The organism is Methanobrevibacter sp. (genome assembly GCF_017539065.1).
Taxonomy (GTDB): domain Archaea; phylum Methanobacteriota; class Methanobacteria; order Methanobacteriales; family Methanobacteriaceae; genus Methanocatella.
This window is the reverse complement of record NZ_JAFYHP010000031.1, coordinates 115,262-132,841: the sequence shown is the minus strand read 5'-3', so window position 1 is coordinate 132,841 and position 17,580 is coordinate 115,262. Positions and strand designations below refer to the sequence as shown.

The 17,580-nt window shown below is 31.5% G+C and carries 10 protein-coding genes; 8 read left to right on the top strand and 2 right to left on the bottom strand.

Features of this window, described 5'->3' with window-relative positions:
* The first annotated feature begins 171 nt into the window (after positions 1–171).
* From IKS50_RS09000 to IKS50_RS08975, 6 genes are all read left to right on the top strand, one after another.
* Positions 172–1,008, top strand: a complete 837-nt coding sequence (locus IKS50_RS09000; RefSeq protein WP_292848715.1) for a DUF4013 domain-containing protein — start codon at positions 172–174, stop codon at positions 1,006–1,008.
* 120 nt (positions 1,009–1,128) lie between these two features.
* Positions 1,129–1,674: a rubrerythrin gene (gene rbr, locus IKS50_RS08995; protein ID WP_292848712.1), complete on the top strand. Its 546-nt coding sequence runs from the start codon at positions 1,129–1,131 to the stop codon at positions 1,672–1,674.
* A gap of 96 nt (positions 1,675–1,770) precedes the next feature.
* Entirely contained in the window at positions 1,771–2,316 is a 546-nt protein-coding gene (gene rbr, locus IKS50_RS08990; RefSeq protein WP_292848709.1) for a rubrerythrin, read from the top strand.
* 65 nt (positions 2,317–2,381) lie between these two features.
* Complete coding sequence (gene bsh, locus IKS50_RS08985) at positions 2,382–3,359, top strand: choloylglycine hydrolase (protein WP_292848706.1); 978 nt, start codon at positions 2,382–2,384, stop codon at positions 3,357–3,359.
* 84 nt (positions 3,360–3,443) lie between these two features.
* Positions 3,444–9,023 (top strand): Ig-like domain-containing protein, encoded by a 5,580-nt coding sequence (locus tag IKS50_RS08980; protein WP_292848702.1) that lies wholly within the window; start codon positions 3,444–3,446, stop codon positions 9,021–9,023.
* Between the two features lie 144 nt (positions 9,024–9,167).
* Positions 9,168–13,097, top strand: a complete 3,930-nt coding sequence (locus tag IKS50_RS08975) for a C1 family peptidase (protein WP_292848699.1) — start codon at positions 9,168–9,170, stop codon at positions 13,095–13,097.
* Positions 13,098–13,100: 3 nt separating this feature from the next.
* Here IKS50_RS08975 and IKS50_RS08970 read toward each other — a convergent pair whose 3' ends face one another.
* On the bottom strand, positions 13,101–13,811 hold the full coding sequence (locus IKS50_RS08970; protein WP_292848696.1) for a thymidylate synthase: 711 nt from the start codon (positions 13,809–13,811) through the stop codon (positions 13,101–13,103).
* A 193-nt stretch (positions 13,812–14,004) separates the two neighbouring features.
* On the bottom strand, positions 14,005–14,595 hold the full coding sequence (locus tag IKS50_RS08965) for a DapH/DapD/GlmU-related protein (RefSeq protein WP_292848693.1): 591 nt from the start codon (positions 14,593–14,595) through the stop codon (positions 14,005–14,007).
* Between the two features lie 368 nt (positions 14,596–14,963).
* On the opposite strand from IKS50_RS08965, the gene IKS50_RS08960 reads away from it, so the two are divergent.
* Positions 14,964–15,536: a helix-turn-helix domain-containing protein gene (locus tag IKS50_RS08960; RefSeq protein WP_292848690.1), complete on the top strand. Its 573-nt coding sequence runs from the start codon at positions 14,964–14,966 to the stop codon at positions 15,534–15,536.
* Between the two features lie 145 nt (positions 15,537–15,681).
* Positions 15,682–17,346, top strand: a complete 1,665-nt coding sequence (locus tag IKS50_RS08955; RefSeq protein ID WP_292848687.1) for an AMP-binding protein — start codon at positions 15,682–15,684, stop codon at positions 17,344–17,346.
* The last annotated feature ends 234 nt before the right edge of the window (positions 17,347–17,580 follow it).

The window sequence follows — 17,580 nt, the reverse complement described above, 5'->3', positions numbered from 1 at the left end:
TATTAAGATTTAAAAAAATCTATTAATCTTTGTTTTGTAAATGAAATGCTGTTCAGTAATGATGGGCACAAACTAATCTGGCTGTCTTGTTTTTTCACTAAACTTTAAATACTATCATGTTTAATAATAATATGTACTCATATGAGTAATACTTTTAAAGGTGTATCAAATATGGAAATTTTAGAAATTATTAAAGACGCATTTATTTTTCCAACAAATAATTTAGAAAAACTCGCGATATACATTGTATTAACCTTTGTTGTAGGTTTATTAATGGGTGGAGGAGTCATATTGGCTGCCTTTTCCACTATGGATGCAAGTTATTTAGCTATCATTGGAGCTATCTTATTAATTCTTGGAATAATTTTAGCATTAATCATTTCCGGTTATCAATTAGGTATTATGAAATCCGGTATTGATTTAGATGATGAGGCTCCATCTTTTGATTGGAAAAACGACTTAATAAATGGTATTAAATTATTAGTAGTAAGCATTGTCTACTTTATTATTCCGGCAATAATCGTTTTGATTGTTGGTTTAATAACCAATGTCCCTGGAAATGTTGTTAACCTTATTAATGAAGCAGCTGTCACTCCTGCAAATGCAACCGCAATGGCTAACTCAACAGGCATCTCATTAGATGCAGTTTCACAATCTACCATGGCTGCATTCGGAACTTCAATAGCTATTACCGCTCTTGTTGCTTTTGTTGTATTTATCATATTTGCATTTATCCAAACTATGGGTCAAGCAAGATTAGCAAATACCGGTAGTTTAGGTGAAGCACTCAACATTCCTGAAGCTGCAAAAGACCTTACAAGAATTGGAATCGGAAAAGTGATTGCTGTAATCCTTTTAGTTGTCATCATTGTAGCAGTAATTAACGCTATTTTAGGATACTTATACGGTCAAGTATCACAATTATCCATACTTTCAATTATTGTAACCCCATACTTGGCATTCTTCACACAAAGAGCTTCCGGGTTATTATATTCCGACATTGCATAAGGAAATTAGTTTTAATTTCCTTTTTTTTACTTTTTTTTTAAATTTTATAATTATTCAAAATCTTTTTTAAAAAACTTTTTATTTAATAATAATCATAGTAGTATTAATGGAGATGTTATTATGGTTGACTTAAAAGGAACCCAAACTGAAAAAAATTTAGAATTCGCATTTGCGGGTGAGTCACAAGCTCACACAAAATATCAATATTTTGCTGCAAAAGCAAAAGAAGAAGGCTATGTCCAAATCCACGATATTTTCATGGAAACTTCCAAAAACGAAAGAGAACATGCTAAAATCTGGTTTAAATTATTGCATGATGAAGAAATTCCAGACACAATAGCTAACCTCAATGCAGCAGCAGACGGCGAAAACGAAGAATGGACTTCAATGTACAAAGGATTCGCTGAAACTGCTAAAGAAGAAGGTTTCCCAATGATCGCTTTCTTGTTTGAAAAAGTAGGAGCAATCGAAAAAGAACACGAAGAAAGATACAGAACCTTACTTGCAAACGTTGAAAACGATGCAGTATTCAACAAAGAAGCAGATATTGAATGGAAATGTGAAAATTGCGGATTTGTTTTCTCAGGTCCTAATGCACCTGAAAAATGTCCTGTATGCGGACTTCCAAAAGCACATTTCGAAGAAAGAGCAACTAACTTCAAATAAGCTCTTATCTTTTTTTTATTTTTTTTAGTTACCAATTCATTACCAAAGACTTATATATGTTAATCTAACATTATTTTTAATACGGAGATGATAAAAATGGTAGATTTAAAAGGAACTAAAACCGAAGAAAATTTAAAAGCAGCACTCGCTGGTGAATCTCAAGCTCGTGTAAAATATGAATTTTATGCATCTCAAGCTAAAAAAGATGGTTACGTAGAAATTAAAGATATTTTCCAAGAATCATCTGACAATGAAAAAGAACATGCAAAAATTTGGTTCAAACTCTTGAATGGTGGAGGAGTGCCAGATACTCTCACTAACCTTGCAGATGCAGCAGCAGGCGAACACGAAGAATGGACTTCAATGTACAAAGGATTCGCTGAAACTGCACGTGAAGAAGGTTTTGATGATATTGCAGATTTATTCGATGCAGCAGGAGCAACTGAGAAAGCTCACGAAGACAGATACAATGCATTAACTGCTAAAATCGAAGCAGGAAAAGTATTCAAAAAAGATGAAGAAATTGCATGGAAATGTAATAACTGTGGATATATCCATTATGGAACTGATGCTCCAGAAGTATGTCCATTATGCGATCACCCACAAGCTCACTTCAGAAAACAAGATACTAGTTACATCTAGATTCTTTTTTTCTTATTTTCCTTTTTTAAGAAAACTTAAGTTTCTGCTTTAAAAAAGGTGATAAAATGTGTACTGCAAGTAATTATATAACAGATGACCATTATTTTGGCCGTAACTTCGATTACGAAATCTCATATAATGAACGAGTAACAATAACTCCAAGAAATTATATATTCGAATTTAGAAAAATTGATTCAATTGAAACTCATTACGCCATTATTGGAATAGCTGCTGGTATTGATTCATATCCTTTATATTACGATGCTTGTAATGAAAAAGGCCTTGCAATCGCTGGTTTAAACTTTGCAGGCAATGCGGTTTATAAAGAGTATGATGAAAATATGGTAAATGTAACTCCTTTTGAGTTTATTCCATATTTGCTCAGTCAAGCTAGTAATGTGGCCGAAGCACGCAAACTCTTAGCTGAAATTAATCTTGTAAACATTAATTTTGCAGATGAACTTCCATTATCTCCTCTTCACTGGATGTTGTCAGATGGAAAAGAAGCTATTGTAGTTGAACCGTTAGAAGATGGTTTAAAAGTATATGATAATCCTGTTGGAGTATTAACTAATAATCCTCCATTTGATAAACAATTATTTTACTTAAATAACTACAGAAGTTTATCCAATAAAAATCCAGAAAACACTTTTGGCGGAGATATTGATTTAGATGAATATTCAAGAGGTATGGGTGGCATTGGTCTTCCCGGAGATTTGTCATCTGCTTCAAGATTTGCAAAAGTAGCATTTACAAGAGCAAACTCTTATTCCGGTAGTGATGAAGCAAGCAGTGTATCTCAATTTTTCCATATTTTAGGTTCTGTAGAGCAACAAAACGGTTGTACATTTATTGATGATCCTAATTTATATGAATATACAATTTATACATCTTGCTATAACACAAACAAGTCTATATTATATTATAGAACTTACAACAATTCACAAATCACAGCTATAGATTTAAATCGTGAAGATTTAGATTCAACTGAACTAATTAACTATCTTTTAATTAATGAAGAACAATTTAACTTCATTAATTAATTCTTCTTTTTTTTATTTTCCTTAAATTATAATTGATTATTTATAATATTAATTTCATATTAATTATATTAAGGAGATGTTTTTGTGTTAAGTGATAAAATTAGTTTGGCATTATGTTTTTTAATTTTATTTATCATTATTCCTGCTAGTTTTGCAACTGATGAGTTATCAGATAATTTGACTATTGATGAAATTAATTCTACATTATCTATTAACAATGACGAGGATATTTTGACTACCAGCAATGATTATTATTTTAATGCATCATTAGAGGATGATAATGGGGATGGATCGATTAGTAATCCATATAAGTATTTAACTGCTGATAGAATTAAGAGCAACGCCAATATTTACTTAACCGATGGGGAGTATATATTAGATACTTCCAAAATGATAGACCAGGTTAACATAATCGGCAGCGATACTTCTAAAACCGTAATTAAATATGATGGTGTCGCTTTTAATGTTAATCACTATTTAACATTAACAAATGTAACATTATTGGATTTGTCAATAACAAATTCAGGAATTGTAAATTTTACTAATACCATATTTGACAGAGGCTATGGAAGCAATCCTGATAGTTATGGCAATAATTATGGTGGCGCAATATATACTACGGATACAAATCGTAATTCACAGGTAAACATTGTTAACTCTACATTCAAGAATAATTATGCGGTTTATGGTGGAGCAGTTTACATGGGCGCAGGTTATTTGAATATTGCAGATTCCGAATTCATCAATAACTTGGCCTATAATTATGGTGGAGCAATAGCCTGTGAAAATATTGTCAATATAAATATTTCTAAATCCAAATTCATTAAGAATATAGCTTTAAATGATGCCGGTGGGGCAATTTACATTAAACATGCTAAAAATTTTAATGCAGACAGCATTTTTATATCTAATTCCACAGCAACATTTGGCGGAGCAATAACTACTTTGGATGCTCATGTTTCATTAAGGGATATTAATGCATCAAATAACAGTGCTGAATGGGACGGCGGTGCAATTTATCATATGTATGGAACATTCGCCTCAAATAATGGTTATTTTGTTAATAATTCTGCACGTAATGGCGGAGCACTATTTATTGATAATTCAACTTCATTGAACGTTATAGGAAATACTTTCATAAATAATACTGCATCAGCATATGCTGGAGCAATCTATTCCATTTTGAATCATTTGGAAAGTGCAACAACACTTAGATTGGTTAATACTTTTATAAATAACTCCGCGGAATTTGACAATGAAGTATATGAAACCGATTTTATTAATTTAACTATAGGAAATGGGAACTATACATTATATGTAATCAATGAAACAATAATCAATGATATACCAAGTTACTATAGTATGGTTCAAGAGGGATACATAACCCCTGTTAAAGACCAACAGACTTCCGGTAACTGTTGGGCTTTTACCGCAATGGCGGTACTTGAATCCTGTATTAAAAAAGCAACAGGCATTGAATTGGACTTGTCCGAAGAGAACATGAAAAATGTAATTGCGTTGTTCTCCGATTATGGTTGGGATATTGAAACCAATAACGGAGGTTATGACTACATGCCGTGGGCTTATCTTACAAGCTGGCTAGGTCCTGTTTTCGAAAGTGATGATTATTTTGATGACAAATCAGTATTGTCTCCACTTTTAGAAAGTGTTTCACATATCCAAAACATATTATTCTTAAAAAGGGATAATTTCACAGATAACGATGATATAAAAACCGCTATATTGAAATATGGTGCTGTTGGAACTTCATTGTATTTTGATAGCTATTACTTGAATAACGGCGTAAGCTACTATTGTTGGAATCCATCTTCTAATAATCATGCCGTAACTATCGTTGGATGGGATGATAACTACTCTAAAGATAATTTTAAATTCGGTGCTTATGTAGATGGAGATGGTGCATGGATTGTTAAAAACAGTTGGAGTCCTAATTGGGGTGATGACGGATACTTCTATGTTTCCTATTATGATGAATCCTTTGCAAAGACAGGTCTTGACGCTTCTTCTTATACTTTTATATTGAATGATACAGTTAGATTTGATAAGAATTATCAATATGACATTGCAGGAATGACAGATTATTTATACGCCAGCAATTCAAAAGTATGGTACAAAAATAAGTTTACAGCAACCAATAATGAGATACTGAAAGGCGTATCAACATACTTCGAAAAATTGACAAATTGGACAGTATCCGTTTATGTAAACAATGTTTTGAAATCAACAAAAAGCGGAACCTCAAATCCAGGTTATTACACAATCAACCTGGACGATTTGATATTATTGACAATTGGCGACACTTTCGAAGTTGTTTTCAATACCACATCAGATGACATATCAAGGGTCCCCGTTTCAGAATACCATTCACTTAACAAACTAATCTATTCGGAAAATGTATCTTTCATAAGCTTTGACGGCGAAACCTGGAGCGATTTGTTTAATTATTCAAGGACTTATTCTCTGCATTCTTACAAATCTCAGGTAGCATGCATCAAAGCTTTCACAGTGTTAATCGATTTTAACACAACACTTTCATTAGAGGTTAATAATAATTATAATCCTATAACAGTTACTGCAACCGTAAAGGATCAATATGGAAAATTGGTAAACAGCGGTGCCGTTACATTCATCATAAATGGACAAAATACCACTGTAAACGTTGCAAATGGTAAAGCATCAATTACTTGTGATTTTAATGAGGGAATACAGGAAGTCTTTGCCATTTTCAGAGGAATTTCCTATATTTCATCTTCGAACAGCACTTCTTTTGAAGTTTCAAAAGAAAATATTACTCTTAATGTAATCATTTCAAAATATCAGAATAATATAACTTTAACAATAACCTCTTCAAAAAACATTTCCAAAAAGGTTTTGATTTTAGTCAACGGTCAGGAATACACTGTTAGGCTTGTAAACGGCAGAGCATCTTTTAAATTAACCAATTTAGAAAACGGAAAATATGACATTAATGTATCATTATATGAGAATAATGCTTATAACTCAAATGTGGTGAACTTATCCGCCATTATAAATGTTAAAAATACTCAGTTATTGGTTTCAGATTTTATTACAACTGACTATAGCGGAGATTCCTATACTGTTGTCCTTGTTGATGAGGATGGAAATCCTATTGCCAATAAAAAAATAACATTCCATCTAAACAATGATAAGATTAATAATTTCACAGACAGCAATGGAAAGGTTTCAATAGTCATTAATCTGGATAGTGGAGATTACGCAGTTGCAGTAGACTTCAATGATGAGGATGAATATTATGGATGTTCAAACTCAAGTGAAATCAAAGTAAAAACCAAAGTTGATGTAACTTTGGAAAATGAGACTTATCAAAACAATGTTTTAATTAACGTTAGCATATCAAAACCAATTAATGCCAGTTTAACCGTATCAGTAAACTGCAATAACCAGACAGTCAATGTCATAAATGGTATTGGGGCATTCAATCTAACTAATTTAGAAAATGGAAATTATACTATTGCTGCTTACTTGGATGACTCATACCAATATTCCTCAAACATTCTTGAAATCAATATCAATGTTAGGAATACTGATATTCTAGCTCAGAATCTAGTCACAAGCGATGAAAATGTAAATTATACCATAACTTTGATTGATGAAGATGGAAATCCATTAGAAAATAAAGAAATAGGATTTAGATTAAATAATGTTTCCTATTATGCAACCACTGATGATGGTGGAAATGCAAGCATTACTTTGCCTTTACTAAAAGGATTAAATTCAATCGGCATCTCATTTAAAGGAGACAAAAATTTCTTTAAGACAAATTCTTCTGGCCAAATAACCTATAAACCACGCATCACAGCAATAATCATCGTTGCAAATATGGTGGATTTATTTTTCATTGAAGCACAATTTTCAAGACCGATTAACCAGACAGCCATAATTTGTCTTGATGGAGTAAATACTACTGTAAATATCATCAACGGTCAAGGAGTAATAAGCAAATCCGGTTTAGAAAACGGGATTCATAACGTTTCAGTCGAGTTGTTGGGAGATGAGTATGATTTCAACAAAACATCAACCAATTTCACTGTTTTAATTAAGAAGACACAAATTCTTGCTGGTGATTTTATAACAGAAGAGCATAGCCGAGATAACTATACAGTTACATTAATCGATGAGGATGGAATTCCGATTTCAAATGAAAGAATAATGTTAGTTCTCGATAAGATATATTTAGTTTTCACTAATGAAACAGGTCAGGCATCTATTCCAATTGATTTGTCCTATGGAAACTATTCTATTACTTCTAAATTTGACCCGTCACTAGACACTATAAATGACTACTTCGGATGTGAAATTAAATCAAAAATCATAGTTAAAATCAATGCATCCGCAAATGTTGAGGTAACTAGAGATTTAAGGGACGTTAAAGTAAACATTTCATTTACAAAAGCCATCAATGAAACCATAAATGTTTCAATCAATGGCGAAAACAGAAGCGTTAACATAACAGATGGCAATACCATATTGAACTTAAATAATCTGGAAAATGGCAATTATACAATCAGATTCAATTTGGATGAAAATAAATATTTCTCATCACCACCTGTCGAATGTAATTTCACCGTGAATGTTAAGGGCACCCAAATAATTGCAAATGATTTTGAAACCTACTGGGGAAGTGGGGACTGTTATAAGGTACAATTAACGGATCAAGATGGCCTTCCTGTCAAATCAGCTTTAATCAGTTTGACCTTTGATGGGGTTGAGACCAATATTGTCCGAACAAATGATGAAGGAATTGCATTAATTCCGATTAAGCTTGATAATGGCCACCATAATCTTCTAATCAAATTCAAAGGGGATAATGATTTCATCTCTTCACAGGGCATGGCAAATATAAATGTTAATCCGAGTATAGTATTTTCAAATAATCAGTATACCTTAAATTCAGAGTATATTGCATCATTGACCGGAAACGTTAGTGGCAAACAAGTTGATGTTTCAATTGATGGAGTTTTATATAAAGTCATAGCCAAGGATGGGAGAATATCATTAAATATCAATCTTAATGTGGGATCTCATGTAATTACCGTTACAAATCCGGTTACAGGAGAAGTGCAATCCCAAACTATCAAAATTTTGCCACGGTTGGGCGACAATAAAAACATAATGACGTATTATGGAGCAAATAAACTTTATTCAGTTAAAGTTTATGGGGATGATGGAAAGATTGTAGGCGCAAATGAAGTAGTGCTGTTCAAAATCGATGGAACATCATACAACATTAAAACCAATAAGAACGGTATTGCATCAATTAAATTGAATAAATTTGCGGCTAAAACTTATGATGTAACCGTCACATATAAGGGATATAAGGTATCAAATAAGATAACAATCAAACCAACTTTAATAACTAAAAATAAATCAGCTAAAAAAGGAAAAACTGTTAAATTCACAGCAAAGCTATTAAATACTAATGGAAAAGCTCTTAAAGGCAAGAAAATAACCTTTAAAATTAAAAACAAAAAATGCACTGCTAAAACAAATAAAAAAGGAAAAGCGACAATTAAAATAAAAAATTTAAAGGTCGGAAAGTATAAGATTACCTCAAAATATGCCAAACTCCAAAATATTAATACAATTAAAATCAAAAAATAGGATTTTAAATCCTTATTTTTTCTTATTTTTTTCAAAAGTCATTTTTGCAATTTTTTTTACAAACATTATTTATAATATGAAAAACTAAAATAAAAATATTATATGATGTTTAATAATCTTTCATGATTATTGGAGTGGAATACTATGAAAAGAATGAAATTTGTCGCATTTATTGCAATATTGATTTGTTTATTGATTGTAATTCCAGATAGTTTTGCAGTTGATAATGAAACAGTCCTTGCAATATGTGACGATAATCAGAATTCTACTTTATCAAGTATTCCTGACGATGTTTTAGACGTTGATTATTATTATAATGCTTCTGTTGAAAATGACACTGGAAACGGGTCAATGGATAATCCATATAGAGATTTAAAGTCCAGTAGGATTCAATCCAATAGTGTTATTCATTTAGCCGATGGAGTGTATAATTTGGATTATTCTAAATCTGTGAATAACTTGACTATCATAGGCCAAAATGTTGAAAGAACTATTATATCTTATAGTGGGGCTGGTTTTTATGTTGCAAATTCATTAACTCTTCAAAATGTAACCTTAATTAATTTAGCTATTTCCGATAGTTCAGATTCAATTATTGAAGCAACAAATGTAATTTTTAAAGATTCTAAAATTAGTTCGATTAGCACATCTTTTTCTAATTCCAATGTTGTTCTCGAAAACTGTACTTTTTTAAATAATCATGCATATTCAGGTGGTGCAATAAACATCAATAAGGGTAGTTTAGAAATTGTCAACTCTTTATTAATGAATAATTATGCTGAACAATATGGTGGAGCAATTTATATTCGTGAATCTAAATTTATTTGTCGAAATTTAGAAATAATTAATTCTACATCAAAAATGGGAGGAGCAATTACTGCAGTATCTGCAAATCTAAATTTAACTAATTTAACTGCTAGAAATAATAGTGCAAAGTATAGTGGTGGTGTGATATATGCCCTTTTTGGTTCTCTATCACTTTATAATTCTACTTTTATTAATAATACTGCACAAAAAGATGGCGGAGCATTATTTATAGATGAAGTCAATAATTTTATTCCATTTAATAATAATTTTACTAATAATACTGCAGGAAGTATTGCAGGAGCAGTTTATTCAGCAATTGGCAGAAATTTTAATCATAATTCCGTTTTGAATGACTCCCTAATGAATTCATTTTTCAATAATGTCGCAAGCTTTGAAAATGATGTTTATGAATGTGAAGCCATTAATATCAATTATAATTCTCAAAACTACATGCTCATTCAATCCGATTCATTATATAATTTAACTTTACCAAGCAGTTATGATTTAAGAAATGAGTATATGGTCACCCCTGTTAAAAATCAAGGTAATAATGGAAATTGCTGGGCATTTGCGTCAATTGCTTCTCTTGAATCATGTATTTTAAAGGCAACTGGATTCACTTATGATCTATCTGAAGAAAATATGAAAAATTTAATGTCCAAATTTTCAAGTTATGGTTGGGATATGGAAACAAATACTGGAGGCTATGACCGTATGGGTCATGCTTATCTTGTAAGTTGGTTGGGGCCAGTTAATGAAAGTGATGATAAATATATACTTAACGAAGTATTATCTCCTGTTTTAAATAGTATTTTCCATATTCAAAACATTTTATTTTTAAAAAGAACTAGCTTCACAGATAATGATGAAATTAAAAGAGCAATAATTAGTTATGGAGCTGTTTCAACAAGTATTCATTGGTATCAATCTAATGAGGATGGAACTAATTATTATGTTAATGGAAAAAATATTTACTGGTATAAAACGGATAAAGGAGCAAACCATGCAGTAGCTATTGTTGGTTGGGATGATAATTATTCAAGAAATAACTTTAAAACAACACCTTCAGGAGATGGTGCTTGGATAATTAAAAATAGTTGGGGTCCTAGTTCTGGAGAAGGAGGTTATTATTATGTTTCTTATTATGATACTTCTTTAGCTCCTTTAAATAAGCCTTATTCAACATATGTTTTCTTGTTCAATGAATCAATAAAATATGATAAAAATTACCAATATGATGTTAGTGGAAGAACAGATTTCTTTTTAAATTCATCAAATACTGTTTGGTATAAAAATAAATTCATTGCTAGTGATAATGAATATTTATCTGCTGTTTCAACATATTTTGAAAAAGATACATCTTGGGATTTATCTATCTATGTAAATAATATCTTAAAACATACTCAATCAGGCAAATCAACTTCTAGTTATTCAACAATAGAATTGAGTAATTTTATTCCACTTAATTTTGGAGATATTTTTGAAGTCGAATTTAAAATAACTGTTGATAAAGAGGCAAGTGTTCCAATTTCTGAGGATATAATTGCTAGTGGTGTTCCAATAAACAAACAGTTATTTTATGAAAATATATCATTTATAAGTTATGATGGTGAACATTGGACAGATTTATATGAATTAGTTTGGGCATATTCCTCTCATAATTATGCTTCACAAGTGGCTTGTATTAAAGCATTCACCATTTTAAATCCTGTTAACACTACAATTGACATATCCGTTGAAAATCCGGAAAATCCTTGCTTAATTAAGGCTGTTGTATTAAATCAATATGGAAATCCGGTTTTATTCGGCAATGTCACTTTAAGTATTGACGGAATGGATTATGTTGTAGAAATTGTGGATGGGGCAGCTAGCCTATACCACCTTTTTGAAAATATTGGAAATAATACGATTACTGCCAGCTTTGAAAAAGTAGGTTTTAACAGTTCCTCTTCACAGAAAACATTTACAATCAATAAAGGAAATCTTGAAATTGATTTAAACATTACCGTTGATGTCACTGATGCTCAAATCAATATCCAGTTATCTAAACCAATAAATGAAACAGTTCATGTTGTTGTAGACCAATCAACCCATAATGTGACCATGACAAATGGAGTTGGAAAATTGGTTTTAACTGATGTGTACTATGGAATACATGATGTTAAAGCATATGTTAATTCCAATTGCTACAATTGCAATAATTTCACTGATTCATTTGATATAAAATATTTAAAAACCTTTATTGAAGCGAACGATAGCACTATTTCTTATGGTGAAGACTTCACTTATTCCATTAGGCTATCTGATATGAATAACAATCCGATTGTTGGCAAAATCATCAGGTTCATAGTTGGAACTACTACCAAGCAATCTATAACTAATGATATGGGTATTGCAAATGTTAAAGTTGATTTGAACCCAGGAACATATAAAATTGAAATTATATGTCCTGAAGGAGAGAAATACTTAAAATCAGAAGCAATCAGAAACATTATAATCAAATCAACAATTGTATTGCCTTCCACATTATCTTATACTTACAATTCTAATTATATTGCAGTTTTAACTGATTCAGATGGAAATAATTTGGTCAATGGTGAAGTGACTCTTTTGATTGGCAACTCCCTTTATGACTTGAAGACAGACGCCAATGGAAAATTGAATTATAACCTTAAGCTTTCCCCAGGTTCTTATAAGATTACTGTTGTTAATGTAGTCACAGGTGAGTTTAAGATTCAAACAGTTAATGTTGTCAAAAGAATTACAGAAAATTCAAACCTGGAAATGTATTACGGTGCAGGCAAATACTACAGGGTTAAAGTGTTCGATGATAACGGTAATGTCGCCAAAGGCGCTAAGATCACTTTCACAATTAATAATGTCAAATACACAAGAACCACTGATAATAAGGGATATGCTTCTTTTAAAATTAATCTAAAGCCGGATTCATATAAGATAATTGCTGAATATAAAGGTTTCAAGGTATCCAATAAAATAGTCGTCAAAACAACTATCATAACCAAGAATATAATTGTTAAAAAAGGAAAAACCATCAAATTCACCGCAAAAATCCTTGACTCTGAAGGCAAGATATTGAAAAATAAAAAGGTCAAGTTTAAATTTAAGGGTAAAACCTACAAAATCAAAACAAATAATAAAGGAAAAGCCACCTTAAAAATTAAAAATAAATATAAAAAAGGAAAATATACCATAAAAACAAGATATGGTAAGCTACAAATAAAAAATAAGATTAAAATTAAAAATTAAATCTTATTTATTTGCTTTTATCAATTTACGTGCTGCTTTAATATCAGTATTATAAATATGGCCTGAAGTTGAGTGGTAGTGAACTCCGCCGAAGTTTAATTTTTCACCCATTATTTCTTTGTTAACTTCTTCTTTCATTTTAAGGCCTAAATATGCTATGAAAAACATATTTGAGTAAAAAGCACCGAAAATATCATTACTTCTGAATATACAGTGGATTGTAAGCTCATTGTCACGTACAAGGCACTGCAAGAATTGAAGGCAAGGAATGTCCTCTTCTTCAGCATCTTCAATAGGATTAATTGTAACTGCCACCGCACGGTTTGATCCGGTCGCGGTTAAAATTCTTTTTTTCATTGTTTCGAATTGGTCAACATCAAAATGAGCGAAGATACGGTTTGGGTAAGTGTATACGAATCCTTGAGTGTTGTTGATTATATCCGGATCTTCCACTGACCGTACATATTCATATAATGCATCGCTTTTAATTGGGCATGCTTCCAAATCATATTTTCCAGATTTAATGTCAGCCAACATCATTTCAGTTGTATAATTTTGATATTTTGCTCTAAATTTCAAATCCAATGGGTCATCTATTACATAAAAGTTTCCTAAACTTTCTAATAAATGATGATTGGAGTCCTTATAGGTTTCTTTTCCGGTTTTTAAGATTTTATCAACAAAATCTAAGTAACATTGGGTAATACTTAACATATAAAACAGTCCTTTTTTATTGATTAAAACTTTGTTTGTATTAATATATGTAGATATTGGTTAGTATATTTTTCATATTCAATATCTTATTACATTTAATTAAATTTCTACTTGAATATTTGAAAGGATAATGTTTAACTATAATTTTAATTGCAGTTAGAATTAATTAAATTATGGTTTGGAATCGTGAGGATTATTCAATTTTTTTAATGATTCTTGCAGGCACGCCACCAACAACACTATTGGCCGGAACGTCTTTTGTGACAACTGCTCCTGCTGCAACAACTGCGCCTTCACCAATCCTAACGCCAGGCAGAACTGTAACGTTTGAACCCAGCCATGCTTTATCTTCTATGAAAATTGGTTTAGGATGCATATCTGCCCTGTTTTCAGGATCCATATCATGGTTTAATGTCAGTAAACATGCATTATGTCCTATTAAAACGTTGTTGCCAATGTATATTCCTCCCTGGTCTTGCATTTTGCAACCGGAATTGATAAAAACATTTTCACCTATGTGGATATTTTTACCAAAGTCTGTGTTGAAAGGAGGCATTAAACGTAAAGTCTTGTTAGCCGGCTTTAAGGTTAGTTCTGCAAATAATTCCTGAATTTCTTCAGGGCTATGATATTCATTATTGATTTTGTGGGTAATTTCTAAAGCTTCATTAAGCTTTTCGGTCATGAAAAGATGCTCATGTGAGCCCCCAATTATTCTTTTTCCACTATTTACATAATCCAAATATTCTTGTAGTTCCATGTTCAATTGTTTATTGCCCCTCATTAAAATAGTTTTTAAAATAAGACTGGAAAATTCCAGTCTTACTAGTTCTCATCTACTAATATAGTTTATTTCTACATAACTTTGTAAAGAAATAGGAATTTCTCTACATATAATCATATGTTCTCAAAGCATATATTATTTTTCTTATTTTTAAGGTTAATTATACCTTTTTAAGTTAATCGTACCCATTTAAATCAGTTTTCATTTCAATTAATAATTGATTAACAATTATCTTTTAACTTTTTTCATGTTCAAACAAGAAATTTTTTATAAAAAAGGCAAAATGCAAGATACTTTTAAATATCTAATTAAATATAATTATAAATAACTTAATTTATTAAGTAAAAATCCAAAGAAGTGAAAATAATATGACAAACGAAGATTTTGCACAAAAAATCAAAGATATTAGAGCTAGACAGAATATGTCTATCGAAGAACTTGCTGAAAAAAGTGGCGTAAAACTTGAAGTTTTACAAGCTATGGAAAACGGAGAAGTCATTCCGTCCCTTACACCATTAACTAAAATGGCAAGGGCATTAGGCGTACGCCTCGGAACATTCTTAGATGACACTCCAGAACTCGGACCTGTTGTAACCCGTGGTGGAAAAACCGAAAACTCATTATACTTCTCAGGCAGAGAAGACGTTACAAACGCAACTAACTTAGAATTCCACTCATTAGGTGCAGGTAAAATAGACAGGAACATAGACCCATTCATCATTGACATTGATTATGAGGAAGGAGAAAAAGAATTATCCTCTCACGAAGGTGAAGAGTTCATCTATGTTTTAGAAGGAGAAATTGAAGTAATCTACGGTAAAGATGCCTTCACAATTGGCGAAGGAGACACAATCTTTTATGATTCAGTAGTGCCACACCACCTTCACGCAAGTGGAAACGATAAGGCAAAAATACTCGCCGTATTATATACACCATACTAGGAGAGAGAAAAGTGAATAAAATAACTTTCAAACCAAATAAATTTTTCACAGAGGATTTGGGTTTCTACTTAACATTGCAATTGGGATTGCATTAATGATTTGTATTTTGGTTTAGTTATTTTATTAAAAAAATTGAGGTGAAAATATGAGCGAATTATTTACAGAATTACCAATTGGAAAATTTTTCGAATCAATGGTTGAAAAGCAACCAGATCATGAATTTATTGTTTATCCGGATAGAAATTTAAGATTCACATATGAAGAATTTAATGAAAGAGTAGATAACCTAGCAAAAGGAATGCTAGCTATTGGAATTGAAAAAGGCGATCGTGTTGGAATTTGGGCAAAAAATGTCCCTGAATGGTTAACATATATGTTTGCAACTTCTAAAATAGGTGCAACAATAGTGACAGTTAACACAGCATATCAGGCTCATGAATTAGATTATGTATTAGGCCAATCCGAGATGAAAGCTTTAGCAATGACCGATGGATTTAGGGATACAAGTTATTTTGATATTATTAATGAACTTGTCCCGGAACTTAAAACAAGTGCAAGAGGAAACTTAGTATCTGAAAAATTCCCATATTTAAAATTTATTTTCCATGTAGGTCAAGAAAAACACCGTGGAATGTTTAATACTAATGAATTATTATTACTTGGAATGAACTATGATGAAGAGGAGTATCAAAAAGTAAAAGATGCAGTAAGTCAATATGATGTAATTAATATGCAGTACACTTCAGGAACTGAAGGTTTTCCTAAAGGTGTAATGCTTTCCAGCCGTAACATTTTAAATGATGGTTATTATATTGGAGAAAACATGAATTACACTGAAAAAGACAGATTGCTCTTACAAGTGCCTCTTTTCCATTGTTTTGGAACTGTTTTAGGAGTAATGGCGGTCATAACTCATGGTTCCACCATGGTTGTTTTAGAGGAATATGATCCGCTTTTAGCTATTTCTTCAATTCAAAAAGAAAAATGCACATCAGTTTATGGCGTTCCTACCATGTTCATCGGAATGATGAACCATCCAATGTTCGACATGTTTGACATGAGTTCACTACGTACAGGAATTATGGCAGGATCAACTTGTCCTGTTGAAACCATGAAAGATGCAATTGAAAAAATGAACATGAAAGAGATTACTAGTGTTTATGGGCTTACTGAAGCAGGACCGGGTTTTACACAAACCAATGCTGCCGATTCATTTGAGAAAAAAATCAATACTGTGGGAAGAAAATTCCCAAACATTGAAGTGAAAATCGTTGACCCTGAAACTGGTGAAGAGTTAGGTCCTGGTGAAACAGGCGAGATAATGTGTAGAGGTTTTAATGTTATGAAAGGATATTATAACATGCCTGAAAAAACCGCTGAAACTATTGAACCTGACGGATGGTTACACTCAGGAGACCTTGCAACAGTGGATGAAGACGGATACTACTCAATTGTGGGCCGTATCAAAGACATGATTATTAGAGGTGGAGAAAACATTTATCCACGTGAAATTGAAGAATTCTTATTTACTCATGATTGTGTTCAGGATGTTCAAGTTGCAGGAATTCCAGATGAAAAGTACGGAGAAATTGTAGGCGCATTCATCATTAAAGAGAATGGATTTGAAGATGTGACTGAAGAGGATATCCGTGATTTCTGTATTGGATCAATTGCAAGGTTTAAAGTACCTAAATATGTGTTCTTCGTTGATGAATTCCCACTAACAACAAGTGGTAAAATCCAAAAATACAAATTAGGAGATTTAGGTCTTAAACTTCTAGACGAACGTCGTGAAAGAGGAGAATTATAGTTCTCCATTACTTATTTTTTTTTAATTTTTAACTTCCAAAATTCTTCTTCAAATGTTAAAAAAACAAAACATTTATATATTATAGGAACCATAAATTATTATACACTTTAAATTATCGAAATAATTTAACCACATCATTTAAAGAAAATTATGAATTTAGACTCTGTACGAACTTTTTAACATTGGAGGCTGATAAAAATGACACCACAACTAAAATCAACTACATATTGGAGT